General features: G+C 70.5%; 15 protein-coding genes. 3 read left to right on the top strand and 12 right to left on the bottom strand.

What is annotated here, in order from left to right; all coding sequences use genetic code 11:
- Nucleotides 1-10: 10 nt before the first annotated feature.
- From KI385_RS32010 to KI385_RS31985, 6 genes are all read right to left on the bottom strand, one after another.
- Nucleotides 11-1,312 (bottom strand): M50 family metallopeptidase, encoded by a 1,302-nt coding sequence (locus KI385_RS32010; protein WP_238575557.1) that lies wholly within the window; start codon nucleotides 1,310-1,312, stop codon nucleotides 11-13.
- Complete coding sequence (gene dxr, locus KI385_RS32005) at nucleotides 1,309-2,619, bottom strand: 1-deoxy-D-xylulose-5-phosphate reductoisomerase (RefSeq protein ID WP_238575556.1); 1,311 nt, start codon at nucleotides 2,617-2,619, stop codon at nucleotides 1,309-1,311. Before dxr ends, KI385_RS32010 begins: the two co-directional genes overlap by 4 nt.
- 158 nt (nucleotides 2,620-2,777) lie before the next feature.
- Nucleotides 2,778-4,697 (bottom strand): acyl-CoA dehydrogenase family protein, encoded by a 1,920-nt coding sequence (locus KI385_RS32000; RefSeq protein WP_238575555.1) that lies wholly within the window; start codon nucleotides 4,695-4,697, stop codon nucleotides 2,778-2,780.
- A gap of 611 nt (nucleotides 4,698-5,308) precedes the next feature.
- On the bottom strand, nucleotides 5,309-6,769 hold the full coding sequence (locus tag KI385_RS31995; RefSeq protein ID WP_238575554.1) for an aldehyde dehydrogenase family protein: 1,461 nt from the start codon (nucleotides 6,767-6,769) through the stop codon (nucleotides 5,309-5,311).
- 281 nt (nucleotides 6,770-7,050) lie between these two features.
- Nucleotides 7,051-8,700: a PucR family transcriptional regulator gene (locus KI385_RS31990; RefSeq protein ID WP_238575553.1), complete on the bottom strand. Its 1,650-nt coding sequence runs from the start codon at nucleotides 8,698-8,700 to the stop codon at nucleotides 7,051-7,053.
- A gap of 323 nt (nucleotides 8,701-9,023) precedes the next feature.
- The gene (locus KI385_RS31985; protein ID WP_238575552.1) at nucleotides 9,024-11,504 is read right to left on the bottom strand and encodes a type IV secretory system conjugative DNA transfer family protein; all 2,481 of its coding nucleotides are present in this window, start codon (nucleotides 11,502-11,504) and stop codon (nucleotides 9,024-9,026) included.
- Between the two features lie 277 nt (nucleotides 11,505-11,781).
- Between KI385_RS31985 and gabT the strand changes: the two genes are divergently transcribed.
- Nucleotides 11,782-13,131 (top strand): 4-aminobutyrate--2-oxoglutarate transaminase, encoded by a 1,350-nt coding sequence (gabT, locus tag KI385_RS31980; protein ID WP_238575551.1) that lies wholly within the window; start codon nucleotides 11,782-11,784, stop codon nucleotides 13,129-13,131.
- 745 nt (nucleotides 13,132-13,876) lie between these two features.
- Nucleotides 13,877-14,569, top strand: coding sequence for a phosphatase PAP2 family protein (locus KI385_RS31975; RefSeq protein ID WP_342593481.1), 693 nt, complete (start codon nucleotides 13,877-13,879; stop codon nucleotides 14,567-14,569).
- 198 nt (nucleotides 14,570-14,767) lie between these two features.
- On the opposite strand, the gene KI385_RS31970 is transcribed toward KI385_RS31975, so the two are convergent.
- From KI385_RS31970 to KI385_RS31945, 6 genes are all read right to left on the bottom strand, one after another.
- Nucleotides 14,768-16,186 (bottom strand): NAD(P)/FAD-dependent oxidoreductase, encoded by a 1,419-nt coding sequence (locus tag KI385_RS31970; RefSeq protein WP_425356993.1) that lies wholly within the window; start codon nucleotides 16,184-16,186, stop codon nucleotides 14,768-14,770.
- A 5-nt stretch (nucleotides 16,187-16,191) separates the two neighbouring features.
- Nucleotides 16,192-17,049, bottom strand: coding sequence for an ABC transporter permease (locus KI385_RS31965; RefSeq protein WP_238575549.1), 858 nt, complete (start codon nucleotides 17,047-17,049; stop codon nucleotides 16,192-16,194).
- A complete protein-coding gene (locus KI385_RS31960; protein WP_425357110.1) occupies nucleotides 17,049-17,981 on the bottom strand; it encodes an ABC transporter permease in 933 nt (310 codons plus the stop codon). The genes KI385_RS31965 and KI385_RS31960 overlap by 1 nt, the downstream gene beginning before the upstream one ends.
- 2 nt (nucleotides 17,982-17,983) lie before the next feature.
- The gene (locus KI385_RS31955) at nucleotides 17,984-19,147 is read right to left on the bottom strand and encodes an ABC transporter ATP-binding protein (RefSeq protein ID WP_238575547.1); all 1,164 of its coding nucleotides are present in this window, start codon (nucleotides 19,145-19,147) and stop codon (nucleotides 17,984-17,986) included.
- Between the two features lie 68 nt (nucleotides 19,148-19,215).
- Complete coding sequence (locus KI385_RS31950; protein ID WP_238575546.1) at nucleotides 19,216-20,463, bottom strand: ABC transporter substrate-binding protein; 1,248 nt, start codon at nucleotides 20,461-20,463, stop codon at nucleotides 19,216-19,218.
- Between the two features lie 152 nt (nucleotides 20,464-20,615).
- Nucleotides 20,616-22,133 (bottom strand): gamma-aminobutyraldehyde dehydrogenase, encoded by a 1,518-nt coding sequence (locus KI385_RS31945; protein WP_238575545.1) that lies wholly within the window; start codon nucleotides 22,131-22,133, stop codon nucleotides 20,616-20,618.
- Between the two features lie 201 nt (nucleotides 22,134-22,334).
- On the opposite strand from KI385_RS31945, the gene KI385_RS31940 reads away from it, so the two are divergent.
- The gene (locus KI385_RS31940; protein WP_238575544.1) at nucleotides 22,335-22,958 is read left to right on the top strand and encodes a riboflavin biosynthesis intermediates N-glycosidase; all 624 of its coding nucleotides are present in this window, start codon (nucleotides 22,335-22,337) and stop codon (nucleotides 22,956-22,958) included.
- The last annotated feature ends 46 nt before the right edge of the window (nucleotides 22,959-23,004 follow it).

Raw genomic sequence — 23,004 nt, 5'->3', positions numbered from 1 at the left:
AAACGTGCTTTCAGGTCAGTTTCACCGGGTTCACCACATCGGCGACCAGCACCAGCAGCGTGAAGCAGATGAAGATCCCGGCGACGACGTACGCGACCGGCATCAACTTGGCGACGTCGAAGGGGCCGGGGTCGGGCCGCCGGACGATCTTGGCGAAGGCCCGCCGGACGGACTCCCACACGGCGCCGGCGATGTGCCCGCCGTCCAGCGGGAGCAGCGGCAGCATGTTGAACAGGAACAGCGACAGGTTGAAGCCGGCGACCAGGAAGAGCATCGTCGCCACCCGCTGCTCCGGCGGGATGTTCAGGGAGAAGACCTCGCCGCCGACCCGGGCCGCGCCGACCACGCCCATCGGGGAGTCCTGCTTGCGTTCGCCGCCGTTGAAGGCCGCGTCCCACAGGTCCGGGACCTTGGCGGGCAGATGGACCAGCGAGGAGACGCCCTGCTCGACCATGTTGCCCATGCGGTCCACGGACTGGCCGAAGGACTGCTGGACGACGCCACTGGCCGGGGTGAAGCCGAGGAATCCGGCGGTGACGAACTCGCCGGGGACATAGCCGCCGTGTCCGTCGGTCTTGGCGACCTTGTTCTCGATGAGGTCGGCGTGCAGCGTCTTGCGGGCGCCGTGCCGCTCGACGACGAGCGTGGCGGGCCCGGTGGTGTCGCGGATCTGCCGCTGGAGGGCGCCCCAGTCCGGGACGGCGTGGCCGTTGAACGAGACGATCTTGTCGCCGGCCCGCAGACCCGCAGCCTTGGCCGGGGAGTCCTTGGCGCCGGAGGGGCACTTGTCGGTCTTGGCGGCGGCCGAGATCACACAGTCCGAGACGGAGCCGACCTGGGTGGTCTGGGTGTTGATACCGAAGCCCATCAGCACGCTCATGAAGATCACGACCGCCAGGATCAGATTCATGAACGGCCCGGCGAACATCACGATGATGCGCTTCCAGGGCTTGCGCGTGTAGAACAGCCGCTTCTCGTCGCCGGGCTGCAGCTCCTCGAAGGCCGCCGAGCGGGCGTCCTCGATCATGCCGCGGAACGGCGAGGTGGAGCGGGCCTGCAGCTTTCCGTCGTCCCCGGGCGGGAACATCCCGATCATGCGGATATAGCCGCCGAGCGGGATGGCCTTGATGCCGTACTCGGTGTCGCCCTTCTTACGGGAGAAGATCGTCGGTCCGAAGCCCACCATGTACTGCGGCACGCGGATACCGAACATCTTGGCCGTGGAGAGATGGCCGAGCTCGTGCCAGGCGATGGAGAACAGCAGGCCGACGACGAAGACGACTATGCCGAGGATGGTCATCCAGGTCGTCATGCGCGAGCCTCCGAAGGTGTCCGTGCCGCACGGGCGGCCAGTTCGCGGGCGCGGGCGCGCGCCCAGGTCTCCGCCTCCAGGACGTCCGCGACGGTCAGGGAGGTTCCCTGCGCGGGCGTGCCGCTCCGCTGCGCTCCGCCTTGGCTCATTACTATCCCGGAAGCCAAGCCCTCGGCGACCACTTCGGCGACCGTATCCACAATCCCGGTGAACGGCAGCCCGCCCTTGAGGAACGCCTCCACGCATTCCTCGTTCGCCGCGTTGAACACGGCCGGGGCCGTGCCGCCCAGATCACCGACGTGGCGGGCCAGCGGGACGGACGGGAAGGCGTTCTCGTCGAGCGGGAAGAACTCCCAGGTCTGCGCCTTCGTCCAGTCCACGCCCGGTGCGGCGTCCGGAACCCGCTCCGGCCAGCCCAGGCCCAGCGCGATCGGCATCCGCATGTCGGGCGGGCTGGCCTGGGCGAGCGTCGAGCCGTCGGTGAACTCCACCATCGAGTGGATGTAGGACTGCGGATGGACGACGACCTCGATGCGGTCGAACGGGACGTCGAAGAGCAGATGCGCCTCGATGACCTCCAGGCCCTTGTTGACGAGCGTCGCGGAGTTGATGGTGACGACCGGCCCCATGGACCAGGTGGGGTGGGCCAGCGCCTGCTCGGGCGTGACATCGGCCAGCTCGCTCTTCGTACGGCCGCGGAACGGGCCACCGGAGGCGGTGACGACGAGCTTGCGCACCTCGGCGCGGTCGCCGCCGGTGAGCGCCTGGAACAGCGCGGAGTGCTCGGAGTCGACGGGGACGATCTGGCCGGGCTTGGCGATGGCCTTGACCAGCGGGCCGCCGACGATCAGCGACTCCTTGTTGGCCAGGGCGAGCACCCGGCCGGCCCGGAGGGCGGCCAGGGTCGGGGCGAGGCCGATGGAGCCGGTGATGCCGTTGAGGACGGTGTGGCAGTCGGAGGCGGCCAGGTCCGTGGCCGCGTCGGGGCCGGCCAGCACCTCGGGCAGCGGCTCACCCGCGCCGTACCGGTCGGCCAGCGCTGCGCGCAGCGCGGGCACCGCGTCCTCGCGCGCCACCGCGACGGCGGCCACCCGCAGCTGGTGCGCCTGCTCGGCGAGCAGCTCGACCCGGCCGCCGGCCGCGGAGAGCGCGGTCACCCGGAAGCGGTCGGGGTTGCGGAGCACGATGTCGATCGCCTGGGTGCCGATCGAGCCGGTCGAGCCGAGGATCACGATGCGGCGCGGGCCGTCGGGGTCGCCGGAGGCCGGCTCGAAACGCAGGTGCGGATGGGCGAGGGAGTCCGTCATGTGGTCCATTGTGGCCGGTCGGCGAGGCGGCGTGGACACCTAGGGCGTCTTTCGGATCATGCCGGGCCCACGGGGCCGCCCCGATCCGAAAGACACGCGCCGGGGCCGGTCCGGCGGATCTTCGCCGGACCGGCCCCAGGTGTCGAGGCGGTGGCCGCTCAGCGGATGGGGCGGCGCACGGTGTCCTTCAGGCTCTGGCCCGGGGTGGCGTCGGCGATCCAGGGGCCTTCGCCGCTGGGGTCGATGACACCCTCCTCCAGCCAGGTGTAGTCGCCGTCGAGGACGCCGGAGACGACCTTGCGGTCGAGCTCGTCGGTGTTGGTCCACAGCCGGCCGAACAGCTCCTCGACGCGGATCCGCGCCTGCCTGCAGAACACATCCGCCAGCTGCTGTGCCTCACGGCCGTGGTCGTCCGTCTCCCGCAGATACTCGGCCCGTACACAGGCCGCGCTCATCGCGAAGAGTTCGGCGCCGATGTCGACGATCCGGCCGAGGAAGCCCTGTTTGGTCTCCATCCGGCCCTGCCAGCGGGACATCGCGTAGAAGGTGGAGCGGGCGAGCTTGCGGGCGGCCCGCTCGACAAACCGCAGATGGCCCGCGAGCTGACCGAACTCCTGGTACGTACGCGGGAGTTGGCCCGGTCCGGCGACGAGCTTGGGCAGCCAGCGGGCGTAGAACCCGCCGGCCTTGGCCGCCGCCCGGCCCTTGTCGGCGAGCGATTTGTCGGGGTCGATGAGGTCGCCGGCGACGGACAGATGCGCGTCCACCGCCTCCCGGGCGATCAGCAGATGCATGATCTCCGTGGAGCCCTCGAAGATCCGGTTGATGCGCATATCGCGCAGCATCTGCTCGGCCGGGACGGCGCGTTCGCCGCGGGCGGCGAGCGAGTCGGCGGTCTCGAAGCCGCGGCCGCCGCGGATCTGGACCAGCTCGTCCGCCATCAGCCAGCCCATCTCGGAGCCGTAGAGCTTGGCGAGGGCGGCCTCGATGCGGATGTCGTTGCGGTTCTCGTCGGCCATCTGGGAGGAGAGGTCGACGACCGCTTCGAGGGCGAAGGTGGTCGCGGCGATGAAGGAGATCTTGGCGCCGACGGCCTCGTGCTTGGCGATCGGCCGGCCCCACTGCTCACGGGCCGCGGACCATTCACGGGCGACCTTCAGGCACCACTTGCCGGAGCCCACGCACATCGCGGGCAGCGAGAGCCGGCCGGTGTTGAGGGTGGTCAGCGCGATCTTCAGGCCGGCGCCCTCGGGGCCGATGCGGTGGGCGGCGGGGACCCGTACCCGGTGGAAGCGGGTCACCCCGTTCTCCAGGCCGCGCAGGCCCATGAAGGCGTTGCGGTTCTCGACGGTGATGCCGGGCGAGTCCGCCTCGACGACGAAGGCGGTGATGCCGCCCTTGTGTCCCTCGGACGCGGGCACCCGCGCCATCACCACCAGCAGATCGGCGACCACACCGTTGGTGGTCCACAGCTTGACGCCGTCGAGCACATAGTCGTCGCCGTCCGGGACAGCCAGCGTCGCCAGCCGGGCCGGGTCCGAGCCGACATCCGGCTCGGTCAGCAGGAACGCCGAAATGTCCGTACGGGCACAGCGCGGCAGGAAGGTCTCCTTCTGCTCCTTGGTGCCGAACAGCTTCAGCGGCTGCGGTACGCCGATCGACTGATGCGCGGAGAGCAGTGCGCCGATCGCGGGGCTGGCGGTGCCGACCAGGGACAGGGCCCGGTTGTAGTAGACCTGGGTGAGTCCGAGGCCGCCGTACTTCGGGTCGATCTTCATGCCGAGCGCGCCGAGCTCCTTGAGCCCATTGACCGTCTCGTCCGGGATCTTCGCCTCGCGCTCGATGCGGGCGGCGTCGATCTGCGTCTCGCAGAACTCCCGCAGTGTGGCGAGAAACTTCTCGCCACGGCGTACGTCGTCGACCGCGGGGGTCGGGTGCGGATGGATGAGGTCGAGCCGGAAGCGCCCCAGGAACAGTTCCTTGGCGAAGCTGGGCTTGCGCCAGTCCTGCTCGCGGGCCGCCTCGGCGACCTGGCGTGCTTCGCGCTCGGAAACGTTGCGGATGGATGGAGCGGTCATCAGGAGCTCACCTCGCCGCGGAATCGGGAGTTCTGCGCCGGCGGGCCGGTCGGCCGCTGGAACAGCGCTACTTGTGAGAGTTACCCGATCCACGCGGGTTGCACCACTGGAGCTACGGGGAGGGGAGGGCCCGGACGGCGCCTCTTGGCCAACGGCGGCATACGCCTGGGCATGAGCCCGAGTGGGCTCCGCCGTATCGGCCCTTCGGGGGGTACGGCGTACCGCGCTGGTTGTACGTACGGCCGCGGCTCCTCCTTGCGGCACGGCCGCCGCTCCACCTCAGACAGGAGGAATCGGGGGGTGCGCGCGCCGTACCGTCAAGATCCGGCATGACGGGGGATCCGATGCCGGGGGGAGAAACGGGGGACGCGGCGCGCTCCGGAAACAGGGTGCCGGAGCGCGCCGCGTCAGGGGCCGGCGCCGGGGGGTGCGCCGGCCGGGGCCCGGACGGTGATACGGCCCAAGGCATGGCCGTCGCTGTCCACCGGTCCAGGCCGGGTCGGGTGTGACGTCGGGTGTTACATAACGCCAGGTGTTGCATGACGTCGGGTGTTGCGTGACGCCGGGTATTGCATGGCGCCGGGTATTGCGTGACGTCGGGTGTTACAGCGTTACAGCGCCAGTCCGGTGAGGACCAGCACCCGCTCGTAGGTGTAGTCGTCCATCGCGAAGCGCACACCCTCGCGGCCCACACCGGACTGCTTGACGCCGCCGTAGGGCATCTGGTCGGCGCGGTAGGACGGCACATCGCCGACGATCACGCCACCGACCTCCAGCGCGCGGTGGGCACGGAAGGCGGTCTGCACATCGTGCGTGAACACGCCCGCCTGCAGACCGAACTTGGAGTCGTTGACGGCTGCGAACGCCTCGTCGACACCGTCGACCTTCTTGATGGTGAGCACCGGGCCGAAGACCTCTTCGCAGGCGAGCGTCGCGTCGGCGGGCACGTCCGCCAGCACGGTCGGCGCGTAGGAGGCACCGTCGCGCTTACCGCCCGCGAGCAGCTTCGCGCCACGCTCGACGGCCTCGTCCACCCAGGACTCGACACGCTTGGCCGCGTCCTCGTTCACCAGCGGGCCGACCTCGGTCGCGTCGTCGGAGGGGTCACCGGTGACCTGCGCCCCGACGGCCGCGACGATCTTGGGCACCAGGCGGTCGTAGACGGACGCGTCCGCGATCACCCGCTGCACCGAGATGCAGGACTGGCCGCCCTGGTAGTTGGAGAAGGTGGCGATGCGCTGCGCCGCCCAGTCCAGGTCCGCCTCGGAGGACCAGTCGGGCAGGACGACGGCCGCGCCGTTGCCGCCGAGCTCCAGGGTGCAGTGCTTGCGCGGCACCGAGTCCAGGATGGCGTAGCCGACCTTCTCGGAGCCGGTGAAGGAGACGACCGGCAGCCGCTCGTCCTGGACCAGCGCCTCCATCCGCTCGTTGGGCACCGGGAGGATCGACCAGGAACCGGCCGGCAGCTCGGTCTCGGCCAGCAGCTCGCCGATGATCAGGCCGGAGAGCGGGGTGGCGGGGGCCGGCTTGAGGATGATCGGGGCGCCGGCGGCGATGGCCGGGGCGACCTTGTGGGCGCAGAGGTTCAGCGGGAAGTTGAACGGGGCGATGCCCAGGACCGTGCCGCGCGGGAAGCGGCGGGTCAGCGCGAGCCGGCCGGCGCCGCCCGCGTCGGTGTCCAGGCGCTGCGCCTCGCCACCGTTGAAGCGGCGGGCCTCCTCGGCCGCGAAGCGGAACACGGACACGGCCCGGCCGACCTCGCCGCGCGCCCACTTCATGGGCTTGCCGTTCTCCGCGGAGATCAGCTGGGCGATCTCCTCCGTACGCTCCACCAGCCGGCGCTGCACATGGTCCAGGGCCGCGGCCCGTACATGCGCGGGGGTGGCGGCGAGCTCGTCCTGGACGGCGACGGAGGCGGCGATGGCCTCCTCGACCTGGGCCTCGGTGGGAACGCTCACCGTGCCGACGAGACGTCCGTCCCAGGGGGAGGTGACATCGAAGGTGGCCTCGCCGGTGGCCTTGCGGCCGGCGAGCCAAAAGGCGGTGGGGGCTGCATCAGTGGGGATCGGCACAGTGGAACCCGGCCCTTCAGAAGTGGTGGGTGGTGCGCATGGCTCAGGGAGCGGCTCTGCGGTTTCGACTCTGACCCACCGTAGGGGCGCGGCGCCGTCATGGCGTTTGTCCGAAGCGGCGTAATCAGCGGGCGGGTCTCTCCGTGGTGGAGGGGGCGGGTGGGGGGATCCGGGGGGGGAAGCGCGCCCTGCTTGCGCTACTCGCCCTACTCGCCCTGGGACCTCGCGCCCCTCCCCTCACACCCCGCCCCTCACATTCCCTGCTCCTCCCCCGCTTCTCCCTACTCCCCCTGCGACGCCGACGTCGCCTTGAGGGCCAGCCACAGCTCCATCCGGACATCCGCATCGTCCAGCGAGCGTCCCAGGATCTCCTCCACCCTCCGCATCCGATAGCGCAGAGTGTGGCGGTGTACGCCCAGGTCGGCGGCGGCCGCGTCCCACTGGCCGTGCCGGGCGAGCCAGGCGCGCAGCGACGCCACCAGATCGCCGCGGCCGGTCGCATCGTGCTCCCGCAGCGCCCGCAGCAGCCCGTCGGCGAAGGCCCGGACCGCGTCGTCGGCGAGCAGCGGCAGCACCGACCCGGCCGCCACGTCCTCGTGCTCGACCAGCGTCCGGCCGCGCCGGCGGGCCACCGACAGCGCCTGCTCGGCCTGGCGATAGGCGTTCGCGGCGGCCATCGGCCCGGTCGGCGCGGACAGCCCGACCGCCACGCCCGGGCCGCCGTGGCCCGTCTCGCTCCGGGCCGCCCGGCCGCGCGGGCGGGCCTGTGCACCGGCCCGGGCCTCGACCTCGGCGGCGTACGCGGCACAGGCGTCCGCGGCCGCCCCGCCGTCCGCGACCAGCACGATCAGCCGGCCACCGTCCGGCACGACGAGCACCGCCTCACCGGTCCTGGCGGCCGCCGCGTCCATCGCGTCGGCAAGCGCGTCCAGTACCCCCTGCGCCCCGGCGTCCGCGGCCCCTCCGGCCGACGGGTCGTCGGCGGCCACCGGCTCGGCCACCACCATCCGGAACGGCGCGTCCAGCAGCCCTCCGTAAAGCCGCCCGGCCACCGCCCGGGCGTGGTCCGGCTCCCCCGCGAGCAGCATCTTCAGCACCGCGGCGCCCAGCCGCTGCTCGGCGTCCTGCAGCGCCCGGGACCGCTCGGTGGTCAGTGTGAGCAGCGCGACGGCGGAGTGCACGGCGTAGCGTTCGGCGGTGCCGAGCGGCGCGCCGGTCCCGACCGCGAGCACCCCGCGCGCCCGGCGGCCCGTACCCAGCGACTGCAGCTCGACCCGGTCGTCGCCGTCCGTGTCACTGACCACCGAGCTGGCAGGGGCGGGTCGCTCGCGCAGCCGCCCCACGTCGTCCGCGAGCCGGGCCGCCCGCCGGGCCGCCCAGTCGGGGGCCGCGGCCACCACCGCACCCGACGCGTCGTAGAGCGCGGCCCAGCCGTCCAGATGCGCGGCGAGCCTGGCCAGCAGCTCGGCCGGCCCCTCCGCGCTGAGCGCCGCCCGGGTCAGCTCCCGCTGCGCCTCGAAGCCGGCGGTCACCGCGCGGTACTGGTCCGCGGCGACGGCGGCCGAGACCGCCTTGCTGATCGCGATGAACGGCGTCCTGCGGGGCACCCCGAGCAGCGGCAGCCCCTGCTCCCTGGCCGCCGCGACCAGCGCATCCGGAATGTCCTCGTAGTTGACCCCGACCGCGAAGCCCAGCCCGACGACCCCGGCCTCGGCGACCCGCCGCACATACCTGCGGGTCGCCTCCGGATCCTCCGCGTCCAGCTTCAGCGCGGTGATCAGCAGCAGCTCGCCGCCCTCCATGTACGGCACCGGGTCGATCAGCTCACTGGCGTGTGCCCAGCGCACCGGGACGTCCAGCCGCTCCTCGCCCGCAAGCACGGTCAGCTTGAGCGCGGTGTGGTTGACCAGGGAAGCGAGGGTGTGCGGCATGGGACCTTCGATGACTTCGACGACGTTGGCGTGGGTGACCAGGGTGACCAGGGTGGCCAGGGCATGGAGCCGACGGCCCTACCGGCACGGGGCATCACGGCCGGTGGGCCATCGAGCGCCGGCGCCCGATCGAACACCACCGCCCAGCTGTTTGCGCCGCCCCGTATGAACGACCCGTGTCGATTCTGCCTCAGCGGAGGAATCCGGGGGACCTCCACGACGGACAAATCCGCCGGGCACTCGCCAACCTCACCTCCAGCTCGCGGCGGCCGGCGCCTCTCTGGGGGACGTGATGGCCAGGTGCGACGACTTCCGGCCGCCGGTCAGGAGCGCAGGTCGACGAGTACCGGCGGTGCCGACTCCCCGGTCACGGACGTCACGGAGAGCACCGCGTGCCCGGGCGGCACCGAATTGGCGAGATCGGAAGCCGACCAGCGCTCCCGCTCCACCGTCCGCACCGTCACCGCCTTGGCGGTCACGTTCTTCCCCGTGACCAGCCGCCGGATGGAGTGCATGACCTTGGTGAACGGCTCGTCGGAGACGATCTGCCGGTCGGTGACGTCCCGCGTCTCCACCCACGCTTTGCCCCACACCTCCGCGAACCGCGCCCCGTCCCAGGTCGTCACGCCGGCGAACGCCATCCGGCAGCCGACCGAACCCAGCAGCGCACCGCGCAGTGACTCCGGGACGTCGTCCAGCGCCCGCAGGGTCAACACCGCCCCCGCGTTCGCCGACCGCAGCCGCTGCAGCCCACGCAGCGCCTCCTGCGTGATCACGTGTGACGCGTCGTCAAGTACCAGGCACGCGAAGACCGAACGGTCCGACCGCGCCACCGCACACTCCGTGAATTGCGCGAGCACCAGCCGCGCCAGAATCCGCGAGGCATCCGCGTGCCCGCGCTCGGGCAGGTCGATCCTCACCCGCAACGGATGGTCCAGGGAGCGCAGCGACACCTGCCGCGAACGCCCGGTCGGATCGAAGAACTTGGCAAAGGCCGGCCGGTCCAGCAGCGCGATCCGGTCGGCGAGCAGAGCCCCGGCATCCCCGGGCCGCTCCGCCTGCCGCTCCCGCGCGTCCAGCTCCCTCAGCGCGCTGTTCTCCCCGGCTGTCTCCAGCGCGGCCCGCAGCCCTGCCATCGCCTCCCGCGAACCGTCCAGCAACTCCCGTAGCTCCGGCACCCCGGGGAACCGCCCGTGTGCCACCCGGAACGGCCCCAACAACTGCCCCAGCACGGTCGTCGCCCGTCGCCCGTCTCCCCCGGGCAAGTCCCCCACCAGCGCCTCAGCAAGAATCCCGGCCGCCTCATCGGCGTCGGTCGTTCCGCCGTACAGGTCCAGGTCGCACTCCGAATCGCGATGACCGACCCTGATCACGGCGTCAAAGGCGTCATCGGCCGCGGGCGCCGTCGTGGCCGTCCCGATGGACACGACAGCGGCGCGCCCGGAGAGGGCCAGAAGGCACAAGGACTCGACCAACGGGCGCACCAGGCGAGTTGTCTTTCCTGAGCCGGGCGGGCCGACCGCGAGCAGCGAGGTGCCGAGCACGTCCGGCTCGAGCGCGAACCCCGTGCCGCGGCGGTCATAGGGATTGCGTACGTCTTCGGACGCCGTGCCGATGCGTACCTGTGAGGTGAGAAGGTCATGCCGTGCGGTCCGCGTCGTCAGATCGCGTGCCCCGGACGGATGCAGACACGCGGCGGCGCCATGTTTCTGGACGCTGTCGATGAATGCCGCAAGACGGCTCGGCTGCGCACGGACGGATTGCCACGCCCTGGTGATCCGCGCGTGATCGACGTCGTTCATGAGTCCGGACCGGGCTTCGTACGCCAAGCGGTCGGCGGCCGCCGGAGCACCGGCACCACGCAGATCGGTCCACTCGGCCTGGTCGACCTGAAGAACCCGGGCGGTACTCTCGCCCGACTTCCCAGCATCGGACCTGTCCCGTCGCTCCGAGGAGACATAGCGGCGCCGCAGTTCGGACAGGCATGCAAACCTGCTGAAGACAGCCAGCAGCACACCGAGGTCTATCAGCGAATAGCTGGTGGCGTAGTAGAAATAGGATTCTTGCTGTCCCGATACCGGCGTCAGATTCTCCAACTGCAGCATCAGGACGGACGAATCGGTTGTCTTGTCGGTGCACCACTGCCAGAGAAACCAGACGAGCACCAAGGTCAGGACCGCACGCGCGATCAGCTGCCCGCCCGGGAGCGAACCCGTGTCCTTGGGGGCCAGCCATGACGGGAGCCTGCCCCATACGCGATTCGCCAAGGGGGCGAGCAACCGGCGGAAGAGCGCAGGCCATCGGCCCACCCGGCCGAAGACGATGACGATCGCGCCGAGAACGAGCGCCATGTACACGAACGACGAGACGATGTTGGCATTTCCCGTCTTCCATGAATCGGGCAACATCACCTCGCGCGGCCATTTCCAGTAGGGCCCGAGGTAATCGTTCATCAGCAGCGACCAGATCAGCCATGCGCAGAGAAACGAAATCACCGCCCCGGCGATGAGCTGCGGCACCGCAATCTCTTGCGGCTCGTCCTTCGGTTTGGGTTTGTGCTCGAAGGCCCAGACACCCGGCCCTGCCAGGACACGCGGAGCGCTCAGCCAGGCCATGAACGGGGACTGCGGAGCCTCGCCCGCTCGTGCGGATACGCCGGGCGCCGCGGCTCCACCGCCTGCCACGGGGGCGTCGGTGAACCGCGGAGGCGCACTGGGCCGCGGTGGCACGTCCGGGGGTGCCGCCGGCCGCGGGACATGATCGGAGCGGGTGTTGCGTGCGTCGTGCGTGCCCTCGGTGTCCATCCGGTGCCCCTTGTCCCCCTTGAGCCGTGGCCTGTTGCATGGTGGGCCGGCCGCCGTGTCGGTCGGCGGCCCTGCCTATTGTCATGCCCGCGCTCGTGCCCTCCGCTGCCGGGCACGCCGTCGCTCAATCTACTGGCCGCGGGCCGTCGCTATGTCCGGTGCGGACAACGCAACACGCGCACTTCTCCCGAACGGAACATGCCAGACCCGCCCGCGCGCCCCTAGCCTGCGAGAACAACACTTCTGTACGTCCCCGTTCCACCCCCAGGAGACTGCCATGACCGAACTGTCCGGAGGCCCCGCCCTCGCCCAGGAGCGTCGCGTCGTCACCGCGATCCCCGGCCCGAAGTCGCAGGAGCTGTGGGCCCGTAAGCAGGCCACGGTGGCCAGTGGTGTCGGCGCCGTGCTGCCTGTCTTCGTGAAGCGCGCGGGCGGCGGTGTCCTGGAGGACGTGGACGGCAACTCTCTGATCGACTTCGGCTCCGGCATCGCGGTGACCTCGGTCGGCAACAGCGCGGAGGCGGTCGTCCGCCGGGCCACCGCGCAGCTCGCCGACTTCACCCACACCTGTGTGATGGTGACGCCGTACGAGCCGTACATCGAGGTCTGTGAGCAGCTGGCCGAGCTGACGCCGGGCGACCACGCCAAGAAGTCGGCGCTGTTCAACTCCGGCGCGGAGGCCGTCGAGAACGCCGTCAAGATCGCCCGTGCGTACACCAAGCGCCAGGCGGTCGTCGTCTTCGACCACGGTTACCACGGCCGGACGAACCTGACGATGGCGCTCACCGCCAAGAACATGCCGTACAAGCACGGCTTCGGCCCGTTCGCGCCCGAGGTCTACCGCGTCCCGCTGGCCTACCCCTACCGCTGGCTGACCGGCCCGGAGAACTGCGCGCAGGAGGCCGCCGACCAGGCCATCTCGCAGATCACCAAGCAGGTCGGCGCGGAGAACGTCGCGGCGATCATCATCGAGCCGGTGCTCGGTGAGGGCGGCTTCATCGAGCCGGCCAAGGGCTTCCTGCCCGCCATCGCGAACTTCGCGAAGGAGAACGGCATCGTCTTCGTCGCCGACGAGATCCAGTCCGGCTTCTGCCGTACGGGCCAGTGGTTCGCGTGCGAGGACGAGGGCATCGTGCCGGACCTGATCACCACGGCCAAGGGCATTGCCGGTGGTCTGCCCCTGGCTGCCGTCACCGGCCGTGCGGAGATCATGGACGCCGCGCACGCGGGTGGCCTCGGCGGCACCTACGGCGGTAACCCGGTGGCCTGCGCCGCGGCGCTCGGCTCGATCGAGACCATGCGCGAGCAGGACCTGAACGCCAAGGCGCTGCGCATCGGCGAGATCATGAAGGCGCGCCTGAGCGCGATGGCGGAGAAGTACGACATCATCGGCGAGGTCCGCGGCCGCGGCGCGATGATCGCGATCGAGCTGGTGAAGTCCGGCTCCAAGGACCCGAACCCGGAGGCCACCGGCGCGCTCGCCAAGGGCTGCCACCAGGAGGGCCTGCTGGTGCTGACGACCGGTACGTACGGCAATGTGCTGCGCTTCCTGCCGCCGCTGGTGATCGGCGAGGACCTGCTCAACGAGGGTCTGGACATCCTTGAGGCGGTGTTCGCCAAGCTCTGATCCGGTCCGGTCCGGTCCGGTCTGAGCTGGTCCGATCCGGCCTGACCTGGTCCGATCCGGTCTGAGCTGGTCCGGTCCGGCCCGGGGCACGGCTTCATGTCGTGCCCCGGGCCGGACCCGTTTGTGTGCGGGGGCGGCGCCGGGGTCGCTCTGCCGGGCGGCGCGGCTTCGTGTGCCGGGGCGGCGCCTGTTCGTGTGCCGGGGCCGTACCGGTGTGTGTGCCGGCTCGCCGCGCCCTTGGGTGCGCCACCCCGCGTCCCTTTCTGTGCCCCTTCCGTGTCCCTTTCTGTATGCATTTCTGTGTGCATTTCTGTGTGCATTTCTGGGCGGACGCGCGTAGCTGGAGGCATGGAGTGAAGAAGATGTGCGGGGCCAATGGCGGCCAGGTGATGCGCCTGTCAGGTGCGCTCCCCGTGCCGTACGGTTTCTGCAGATGAGAGAAACACCCCGCTCGCAGGGGACTGCGAGCGACGCCCGGTCGGCGCTTCCCCGGCTCCGATCAGGCCGTGCCCTCGCGCACAACACCGGAGCTTCTGGTTCCGGGAATCCTCACCGATCGGATGTCCGCCCGCCCCACACCCCCCGGGGCGCGCGGGACACCGGTCAGCGCGGCCGCCTCGGAACCACCCCCCCTGTTCCGAGGCGGCCGACCCTTTTCCCGGGTTCTGTCCCCGGCCCCCGCCGTTTCTCGCCCCTGTCGGTCGGCCTGCTCTGCGCGCTGTTCTTCGCCGCGATCACCTGGCAGGTGGCGGACCACGGCCCGCTGCGCACCCTCGACGAACGGCTCGGCCGCACGGTCGCCGCCGGCGGCATCGGCATCCCCTCCGGGCTCGCCGAGTTCTTCGCCGATCTCGGCAATACGGTCGTCGCGCTGCCGGTGCTGGCGGTCGTCCTGGTGTGGGCCGGGTGGCGGGGATGGCGGGGGCGGCAGGGATGGCACGGACGGCAGGGACAGCGCGGCGAGAAGGGGGATCGGGGGGCCGACGACGGTGGCACCTCCGTGCGGTGGTGGGTGCCGTCGCTCGCCGCCGGGCTCGCGCTCGCCGTGGTGCCCGCGTTGGTCGTCCCGCTGAAGCTGTGGCTCGCCCGGCCGGGCCCGCCGCAGATGGCCGGCGGGGCGCACGACGGCTTCTATCCGTCGGGGCATGGCGCCACGGCGGCCGTCGCGTACGGCGTGGCCGCGCTGTTGCTGACCCGCGGCCGGCGGGGCACGCGGGCGGACCGCCCGGCCACCGGCGCGCTCACGCTCACGGTCGCTGCCGGGGTCGTCCTGCTCAACGTCGGCGTCGGCATCGGGCTGGTACGCAGGGGCTATCACTGGCCGCTGGATGTGCTCGGCAGCTGGTGCCTGGCCGGGGTGCTGCTCGCGGTGTGGTGCGCGGTGTGCGACGGGTGGTCGGGCGCCCGCGGCAGCAGGGGCGGGAATCGCAGGCAGTAGGAGCGGGAATCACAGCAGGGACGGGAATCGCGGCAGGGACGGGAATCGCGGCAGGGACGGGAATCGCGGCAGGAATGATGCGGGACGGGTCGCGTCCAGCGGGGTGAGTAGATTCCCGGATGGCTGGGCGGGCGGACGACGGCTTATTGCTGCATGTGGGGGCGTGCGGCGCCAGGCCGCCCGCCCCCTCATGGTGCGTCAGCTGTCGAAGCCCAGCCCCACCTTGTCCATGGCCTTCAGCCACAGATTGCGGCGGCCGCCGTGGTTGTCGGCGCGGGTCATCGACCACTGGGTGATGCCGATGCCGGCCCAGCGCAGCGGCTCGGGCGGGAACGGCAGCGGCTTGCTGCGGACCATCTCCAGCTCCGTACGCTCGGTGCGCTCACCGGAGAGCAGGTCGAGCATCACCTCGGCGCCGAAGCGGGTGGACCCCACGCCGAGCCCGGTGTAGCCGGCGGCGTAGGCGACCCGGCCGGCGTGTGCGGTGCCGAAGAAGGCGGAGAAGCGGGAACAGGTGTCGATGGCGCCGCCCCAGGTGTGGCTGAAGCGCAGCCCCTCCAGCTGCGGGAAGCAGCGGAAGAAGTGCCGGGCGAGCTTCTCGTAGGTGGCCGGGTGGTGGTCGTATTCGGCGCGTACGCCGCCGCGGTAGCGGTAGACGATGTCGTAGCCGCCCCACAGGATGCGGTTGTCGGCGGTGATGCGGAAGTAGTGGAAGTGGTTGTTGCTGTCGGCGAGACCCTGGCGGTTCTTCCAGCCGATGGCGGCGAGCTGCTCGTCGGTCAGCGGCTCGGTCATCAGGGCGTGGTCGTAGACCGGGACGATGTACGGGCGTACCCGGCGGACCAGCGACGGGAACGCGTTGGTGCCGAGCGCGACATGGCGGGCGAAGACCCGGCCGTAGGGGGTGCGGACGGCCATGCCCGTGCCTTCGGAGGCGAGGGCGGTGGCGCGGGTGCGCTCGTAGATGCGGACGCCGAGGCCGAGGCACGCCTTCTTCAGGCCCCAGGCGAGGCGGGCCGGGTTGAGCATGGCGACGCCGTCGCGGTCCCACAGGCCGGCGCGGAAGGTCGGTGAGTCGACCTGGGCGCGCAGTTCGTCCTCGTCGAGGAAGGTGTGCCGGTCGAGGCCGAGCTTGGCGGCGTCCTCAGCGGCTTCCTTGAGTTCGGCGATCTGGTGGGGCTCGGTGGCGATGTCGATCTCGCCGGTGCGCTCGAAGGCGCAGTCGATGTCGTAGCGGGCGACGGCTTCCCCGATGGCGTCGAGGTTGCGGATGCCGAGCTCTTCGAGCTTGGTGAGTTCGCCGGGCCAGCGGGCCATTCCGTTGCCGAGGCCGTGGGTGAGGGAGGCGGCGCAGAAGCCGCCGTTGCGCCCGGAGGCGGCCCAGCCGATCTCGGCGCCCTCGATGAGGACGACATCGCGCTCCGGGTCGCGTTCCTTGGCGATCAGCGCGGTCCACAGCCCCGAGTAGCCGCCGCCGACGACCAGCAGATCGCAGGTCTCGTCGCCGACGAGGGCGGGCCGGGCGTCGGGGCGGTCGGGGTCGTCGAGCCAGAAGGGGGTGGGGGCGGCGTCCGCGAGCGCGTGGACGGGGGACGGGTTCATGGCAGCTCGTGCCATGGTTCTCAGCTCCTCTTGCGGCGTTTGCCGGCCAACTGGCCGACGACTACGCACAACACGGCGACCAGGAACATCGCCGTACCGATGACATTGATCTGAACGGGTGTGCCCCGCTGTGCCGATCCCCAGACGAACATGGGGAAGGTCACGGTGGAGCCGGCGTTGAAGTTGGTGATGATGAAGTCGTCGAAGGAGAGGGCGAAGGACAGCAGCGCGCCGGAGGCGATACCGGGGGCCGCGATCGGCAGCGTCACCCGCAGGAACGTCTGAACGGGTGAGGCGTAGAGGTCCTGGGCGGCCTGTTCCAGACGCGGGTCCATGCTCATCACGCGCGCCTTGACGGCGGTGACGACAAAGCTCAGGCAGAACATGATGTGCGCGATGAGGATCGTCCAGAAGCCGAACTGGATGCCCATGTTGAGGAAGAGGGTCGCCAGCGAGGCGGCCATCACGACCTCGGGCATCGCCATCGGCAGGAAGATCAGGGTGTTGACGCCGGAGCGGGCGCGGAAGCGGTAGCGGGCCAGCGCGAACGCGATCATGGTGCCGAGTACGGTCGCGCCGATGGTGGCCCACAGGGCGATCTGCAGGCTCAGCCCGAGCGAACCGCACAGGTCGGCGACGCCGCACGGATCGCTCCAGGCGTCCGTGGAGAAGCGCTGCCACTGGTAGTTGAAGCGGCCGTTGGGCTTGTTGAAGGAGAAGACCATCACGACGATGTTGGGCAGGATCAGATAGCCCAGCGTGCACAGGCCCGCGATCGTGATGATGTGGCGGCGCAGCCAGCGCAGGCCCCGGTTGGGGGTGCGGGCCGCGGTGGCCGCGGTGGTCTTGGTGTTCTCGGTGGTCTCGTGGACGGCCATCAGACCAGATCCTCCGTCCCGGACTTGCGGATGTAGATCGTGACCATGGCGAGGATGGCCGCCATGAGGATGAAGGAGAGCGCGGCGGCGGTCGGGTAGTCCAGGACCCTCAGGAACTGCGACTGGATGACGTTGCCGATCATCTTCTGGTCGGTGGAGCCCAGCAGTTCGGCGTTGATGTAGTCACCGGCGGCCGGGATGAAGGTGAGCAGGGTGCCCGCGACGACTCCGGGCATGGACAGCGGGAAGGTCACCCGGCGGAAGGTGGTGGACGGGCGGGCGTAGAGGTCGCCGGCGGCCTCGTGCAGGCGCGGGTCGATGCGCTCCAGCGAGGTGTAGAGCGGCAGGACCATGAACGGCAGGAAGTTGTACGTCAGTCCGCAGACCACCGCGAGCGGGGTGGCCAGCACGCGCTGTCCTTCGGTGATGCCCAGCCAGCTGGTGACATCGAGGATGTGCAGCGAGTTCAGGACGCCGACGACCGGTCCGCCGTCGGCCAGGATCGTCTTCCAGGCAAGCGTACGAATCAGGAAGCTGGTGAAGAACGGGGCGATGACCAGGATCATCACGATGTTGCGCCAGCGGCCGGCCTTGAAAGCGATGAGATACGCCAGCGGGTAGCCCAGGAGCAGGCAGAGCAGGGTGGCGGTGGCGGCGAAGAGCACCGAGCGGAGGAACTGCGGCCAGTATTCGCCGATCGCGTCCCAGTAGGTGGCGAAGTGCCAGGTGACCTTGAAGCCCTCTTCGAGGGAGCCGGTCTGGATCGAGGTCGACGCCTGGTAGACGAGCGGGGCGGCGAAGAAGACGATCAGCCACAGGATGCCGGGCAGCAGCAGCCAGTAGGGGACGAGGCGTTTGCGGGCGGGGGTCTTGCGTACTTCGAGGGGCGCGGGCTCGGCCTGCTCGTCCGGTGGCGCGGGTGTCTCGGTGATGCTCACGCGGCCTCCTCGTCGAGGTCCGCGCCGGCCTGGATGTCCTGGGCGGCGTCCAGGCCGAAGGTGTGCGCCGGGTTCCAGTGCAGCACGATCTCGGCGCCGGGGACGAGACGGCCGTCGCGCTCGATGTTCTGCTCGTAGACGGCGAGTTCACCCAGGCCCGGCACCTCGATGACGTACTGCGTGGAGACGCCGATGAAGCTGGCGTCCTTGATGCGGCCGGGCAGCCGGTTGTGGCCTTCGGTGATGGTGCCGGCGTCGTCGGTGTGCTTCAGCGCGACCTTCTCGGGCCGTACGCCGGCCAGCACCTTCTCGCCCGTACGGGCCGAGGCGCTACATCGGCCGGCGGGCAGCCGCAGCTTGGCGTCGCCGGCCTTGAGGAGCAGCTCCTCGCCGCCGGCCTCGACGACCTCGGCCTCGATGAGGTTGGAGGTGCCCAGGAAGTTGGCGACGAAGGTGGTGGCGGGGTTCTCGTAGAGGTCGGCGGGGGCGCCGAGCTGTTCGACCCGGCCGCCGTTCATCACGGCCACGGTGTCGGCCATCGTCATGGCCTCCTCCTGGTCGTGGGTGACATGGACGAAGGTGATGCCGACCTCGGTCTGGATGCGCTTGAGCTCCAGCTGCATCTGGCGGCGCAGCTTGAGGTCGAGGGCGCCGAGCGGTTCGTCGAGCAGCAGCACCTGGGGGTGGTTGATCAGCGCGCGGGCGACCGCGACGCGCTGCTGCTGGCCGCCGGACAGCTGCTGCGGCTTGCGGCGCGCCATCGGCCCGAGCTGGACGAGGTCGAGCATCTCCTCGACCTGCTTCTTGACGGACTTGATGCCGCGCCGGCGCAGCCCGAAGGCGACGTTCTCGTAGATGTCCAGGTGCGGGAAGAGCGCGTAGTTCTGGAAGACGGTGTTGACCTGGCGCTTGTAGGGCGGCAGGACGGTGACGTCCTGGCCCGACAGTTCGACGGTCCCGGTGGTGGGCTCCTCCAGCCCGGCGATCATCCGCAGGGTGGTGGTCTTGCCGCAGCCCGAGGCGCCGAGCAGCGCGAAGAACGAGCCCGCGGGGACGGTGAGGTCGAGCGGATGGACGGCGGTGAAGGAGCCGTAGGTTTTGCTTATCCCGTGGAGGCGGACATCGCCGCCGCTGCTCTGGGGGGTCGCGGTCTTGGTCATGTCGGTCGTCCCGTGGGTCGGAGGGCGAAACGGCTCGGGCGGGCCTGGGCGTGGGCGTGGGGGGGGGATCAGGCGCCGGTGAGGTCGGAGAACTTCTGGCTGAACGCCTTGTTCTCCTTGGCGGTCAGGGCGCGGAAGGAGTGGGACCGGGCGGCCATCTCCTTGTCCGGGATGATCAGCGGGTTGTCCGCCGCCTCCTTGTCGATCTTGGCAAGTTCCTCACGTACGCCGTCGACGGGGCAGACGTAGTTGATGTACGCGGCGAGCCGGGCCGCCACCTTCGGCTCGTAGAAGTAGTCGATGAGCCGTTCGGCGTTCTGCTTGTGGCGTGCCTTGTTCGGCACCATGAGGTTGTCGGTGGACGTCATGTAGCCGGACTTGGGGATGGCGTAGGCGATGTCCGGGTTGTCGTTCTGCAGCTGAACGATGTCGCCCGCCCAGGCCACACAGGCGGCGAGGTCGCCCTTGTCGAGATCGGTGGTGTAGTCGTTGCCGGTGAAGCGGCGGATCTGCTTGGAGTCGACGCCCTTCTGGAGCCGGGCTATCGCCGCGTCGTAGTCGTCAGCGGTGACGTCCTCGGGGCGCTTGCCCATGTCCAGCAGGGTCAGACCGACGCTGTCGCGCATCTCGGAGAGGAAGCCGACCCGGCCCTTGAGCTTCGGGTCCTCCAGCAGCTGGCTGACCGAGTCGACCTTTCTGCCGCCGGTGGCCTTCTTGTTGTACGCGATGATCGCGGGGATGCCCTGCCAGACGTAGGAGTGCGCCCGGCCCGGGTCCCAGGCGGGGGTGCGGAACTGCGCCGAGAGGTTGGCGTAGGCGTGCGGCAGATTGGCCGGGTCCAGCTCCTGGATCCAGCCGAGCGAGATCATCCGGGCGCACATCCAGTCGGTGAGCACGATCAGATCGCGGCCGGTGTCCTGGCCGGCGGCGAGCTGCGCCTGGATCTTGCCGAAGAACTCGTCGTTGTCGTTGATGTCCTCGGTGTATTTGACGGCGATGCCGGTGCGCCGGGTGAAGTGGTCCAGCGTCGGCCGGTGTTTGCCGTCCTCGCTGACGTCCATGTACTCGGTCCAGTTGGAGAAGTTGATCCGCTTCTCCGCCTTGGAGTGGTCCTCGGAACGGGCGGCGTCGTTGCGGCCCGCGGGCGGGATGCCACAGGCCGCCAGGGCGCCCAGGCCGCCGGTCGCGGCCGCCATGGAGGCGCTCGCCCGCAGCAGCGAGCGGCGGGTCATGGCCAGCCGCCCGTGGGTGGCGCTACGGCGCATGGCGGCGAGTTCCACCGGGGACAAGGGTTCGGGCTGCTCGTGGTGCTCCATGCGCAATGCCCTTTCAGGGGATGAGCCCGGCGCTCGGCCGGTGGTGACAGTGCCGCGCGGCGCTGGCCGCAGGGGTGCGACGGGGGCGGGTCCCGCCGCGTCGGGTGGGGCATCCCTTACGGGGGAGCCCCACCGTGAACGGGGGCAGGCCCTTACGGGCGGTCCCCGAAGATCGTGCGGTGCCAGTCCTTCCTGGCGACCGCGGTGTTGTCGTACATGACGTGCTTGACCTGGGTGTACTCCTCGAAGGAGTAGGCCGACATGTCCTTGCCGAAGCCGGAGGCCTTGGCGCCGCCGTGCGGCATCTCGCTGATGATCGGGATGTGGTCGTTGACCCAGACGCAGCCCGCGTTGATCTCACGGGTGGCGCGGCCGGTGCGGTAGACGTCCCGGCTCCAGGCGGAGGCGGCCAGCCCGTAGGGGGTGTCATTGGCGAGCGCGATGCCCTCGTCGTCGCTGTCGAAGGGCAGCACGACCAGCACCGGACCGAAGATCTCGGACTGCACGATCTCGCTGTCCTGCGCGGCCCCGGCGACCAGGGTGGGCCGGTAGTACGCGCCCTTGGCCAGCTCTCCCTGGGGCGCCTCACCGCCGGTGACGACGGTGGCGTACCCGCGCGCCCGGTCGACGAAGGCGGCCACCCGGTCGCGCTGGGCGTGCGAGATCAGCGGGCCCAGGTCGGTGGACGGGTCGAAGGGGTCGCCGAGCCGTACGGTCGCCATCAGGTCGGCGACGCCGCTGACGAACGCGTCGTAGAGCGGGCGCTGGACGTAGGCACGGGTGGCGGCGGTGCAGTCCTGGCCGGTGTTGATCAACGCTCCGGCGACCGCTCCGTGGACGGCGGCCTCCAGGTCCGCGTCGTCGAAGACGACGAAGGGGGCCTTGCCGCCGAGTTCGAGGTGCAGCCGCTTGACGGTACCGGTGGCGATCTCGGCGACGCGCTTGCCCACTGCGGTCGAGCCGGTGAAGGAGGTCATCGCGACGGAGCGGTGGCCGACGAGGCGCTCACCGGCGTCCCGGCCCGCCCCGGAGACGATGTTGAGCACGCCGTCCGGCAGCCCCGCGCGCTGTGCGGCCTGCGCGAACAGCAGCGAGGTGAGCGGGGTGATCTCGGCGGGCTTGAGGACGATGGTGTTGCCCGCCGCGATGGCCGGCAGCACCTTCCAGGCGGCCATCTGCAGCGGATAGTTCCACGGTGCGATGGAGCCGACGACGCCAATGGGTTCGCGGCGGATGACCGAGGTGTGGTCGGCGCTGTATTCGCCGGCCGCCTTGCCCTCCAGATGGCGGGCTGCGCCGGCGAAGAACGCGGCGTTGTCGATCGTGCCCGGTACGTCGAACTCCTTGCTGAGCTTGATCGGCTTTCCGCAGTTCAGCGATTCGGCGTAGGCGAGATCGGCGGCGTCCTCGGCGAGCGCCGCGGCGAAGCGGTGCAGGGTGTCGGAGCGCTCGCCGGGCGTGGCGCCGCCCCATTCCACGAACGCCCGCTCCGCGGCCTCCACGGCCGCGTCCACATCCGCCGCACCTGCGAGTTCGTAGGTGTGGACCGTCTCGCCGGTCGCCGGGTCCACGACGGCCTGGGTACGTCCGGAACTGCCGCTGCGGAGGCTGCCCGCGATGAATTGCGCGCCCTCGGCGAATCGCTCGTTGACATCGAACCGGTGATCCATGGTGCTCTCCTCCGCCGGGCGCCGGGGCCGCTCAGCGGCACTGCCTGGCGTAGCTGCTTCCGGAATTGATGGCCGATCTTGACAGAGGAAGGCATCCTCAACAAGGGATTCCGTTGTTGCCTTTTGGTTACGCGACGAATTCTGTGATTTTCGCGGTTCGGGCCCCGACACGTTGTCAGTGCCCGCTGACAGAATCCCGGCATGATGCACGACACGGGGATCAACACGGGGATCATGGCCGGCCGGGCCGCGGACGGGCCGCGCTCGGTCGAGGAACTTCTCTCGGCGACGGCCGCCGGCGAGCGCGTCAGATACGTCCACTTCTGGGGTCACAGCCCGCGGCGCGACGGCAGCCTCGGCGCGAGCTGCTTCAGCCAGTGGTGGCCCTCCCCCTTCACGGTCGACGGGGCCGAGTACGCCACCGCGGAGCACTGGATGATGGCCGGCAAGGCCCGGCTGTTCGACGACGCGGAGGCCGAGCGCCGGGCCATGGCCGCGGTCCACCCCAAACAGGCCAAGGACGCCGGGCGTACGGTCCGCGGCTTCGACGAGGAGATCTGGCGGCAGCGCCGCTTCGACCTGGTCATCGAGGGCAGCATCCACAAATTCGGACAGCATCCCGCGCTCCGGGAGTTTCTGCTGGGCACGAACTCCCGGGTGCTGGTCGAGGCCAGCCCGCTGGACCGTATATGGGGCATCGGCCTCGCCGCCGACGACGAGCGCGCCCTGAACCCGGCCCGCTGGCGGGGGCTCAATCTCCTGGGCTTCGCACTGATGGAGGCCCGCCAGCGACTGCGGGAGGGGGCCGCGGCGGAGCAGGGGTGACCGATTGCGGACCTTGGTCCGTGGCCGCTCCACCGCCCCGCATAGC

This window comes from Streptomyces inhibens (genome assembly GCF_022221585.1).
GTDB lineage: Bacteria > Actinomycetota > Actinomycetes > Streptomycetales > Streptomycetaceae > Streptomyces > Streptomyces inhibens.
This window is presented reverse-complemented; position numbering and strand designations above follow the sequence as displayed.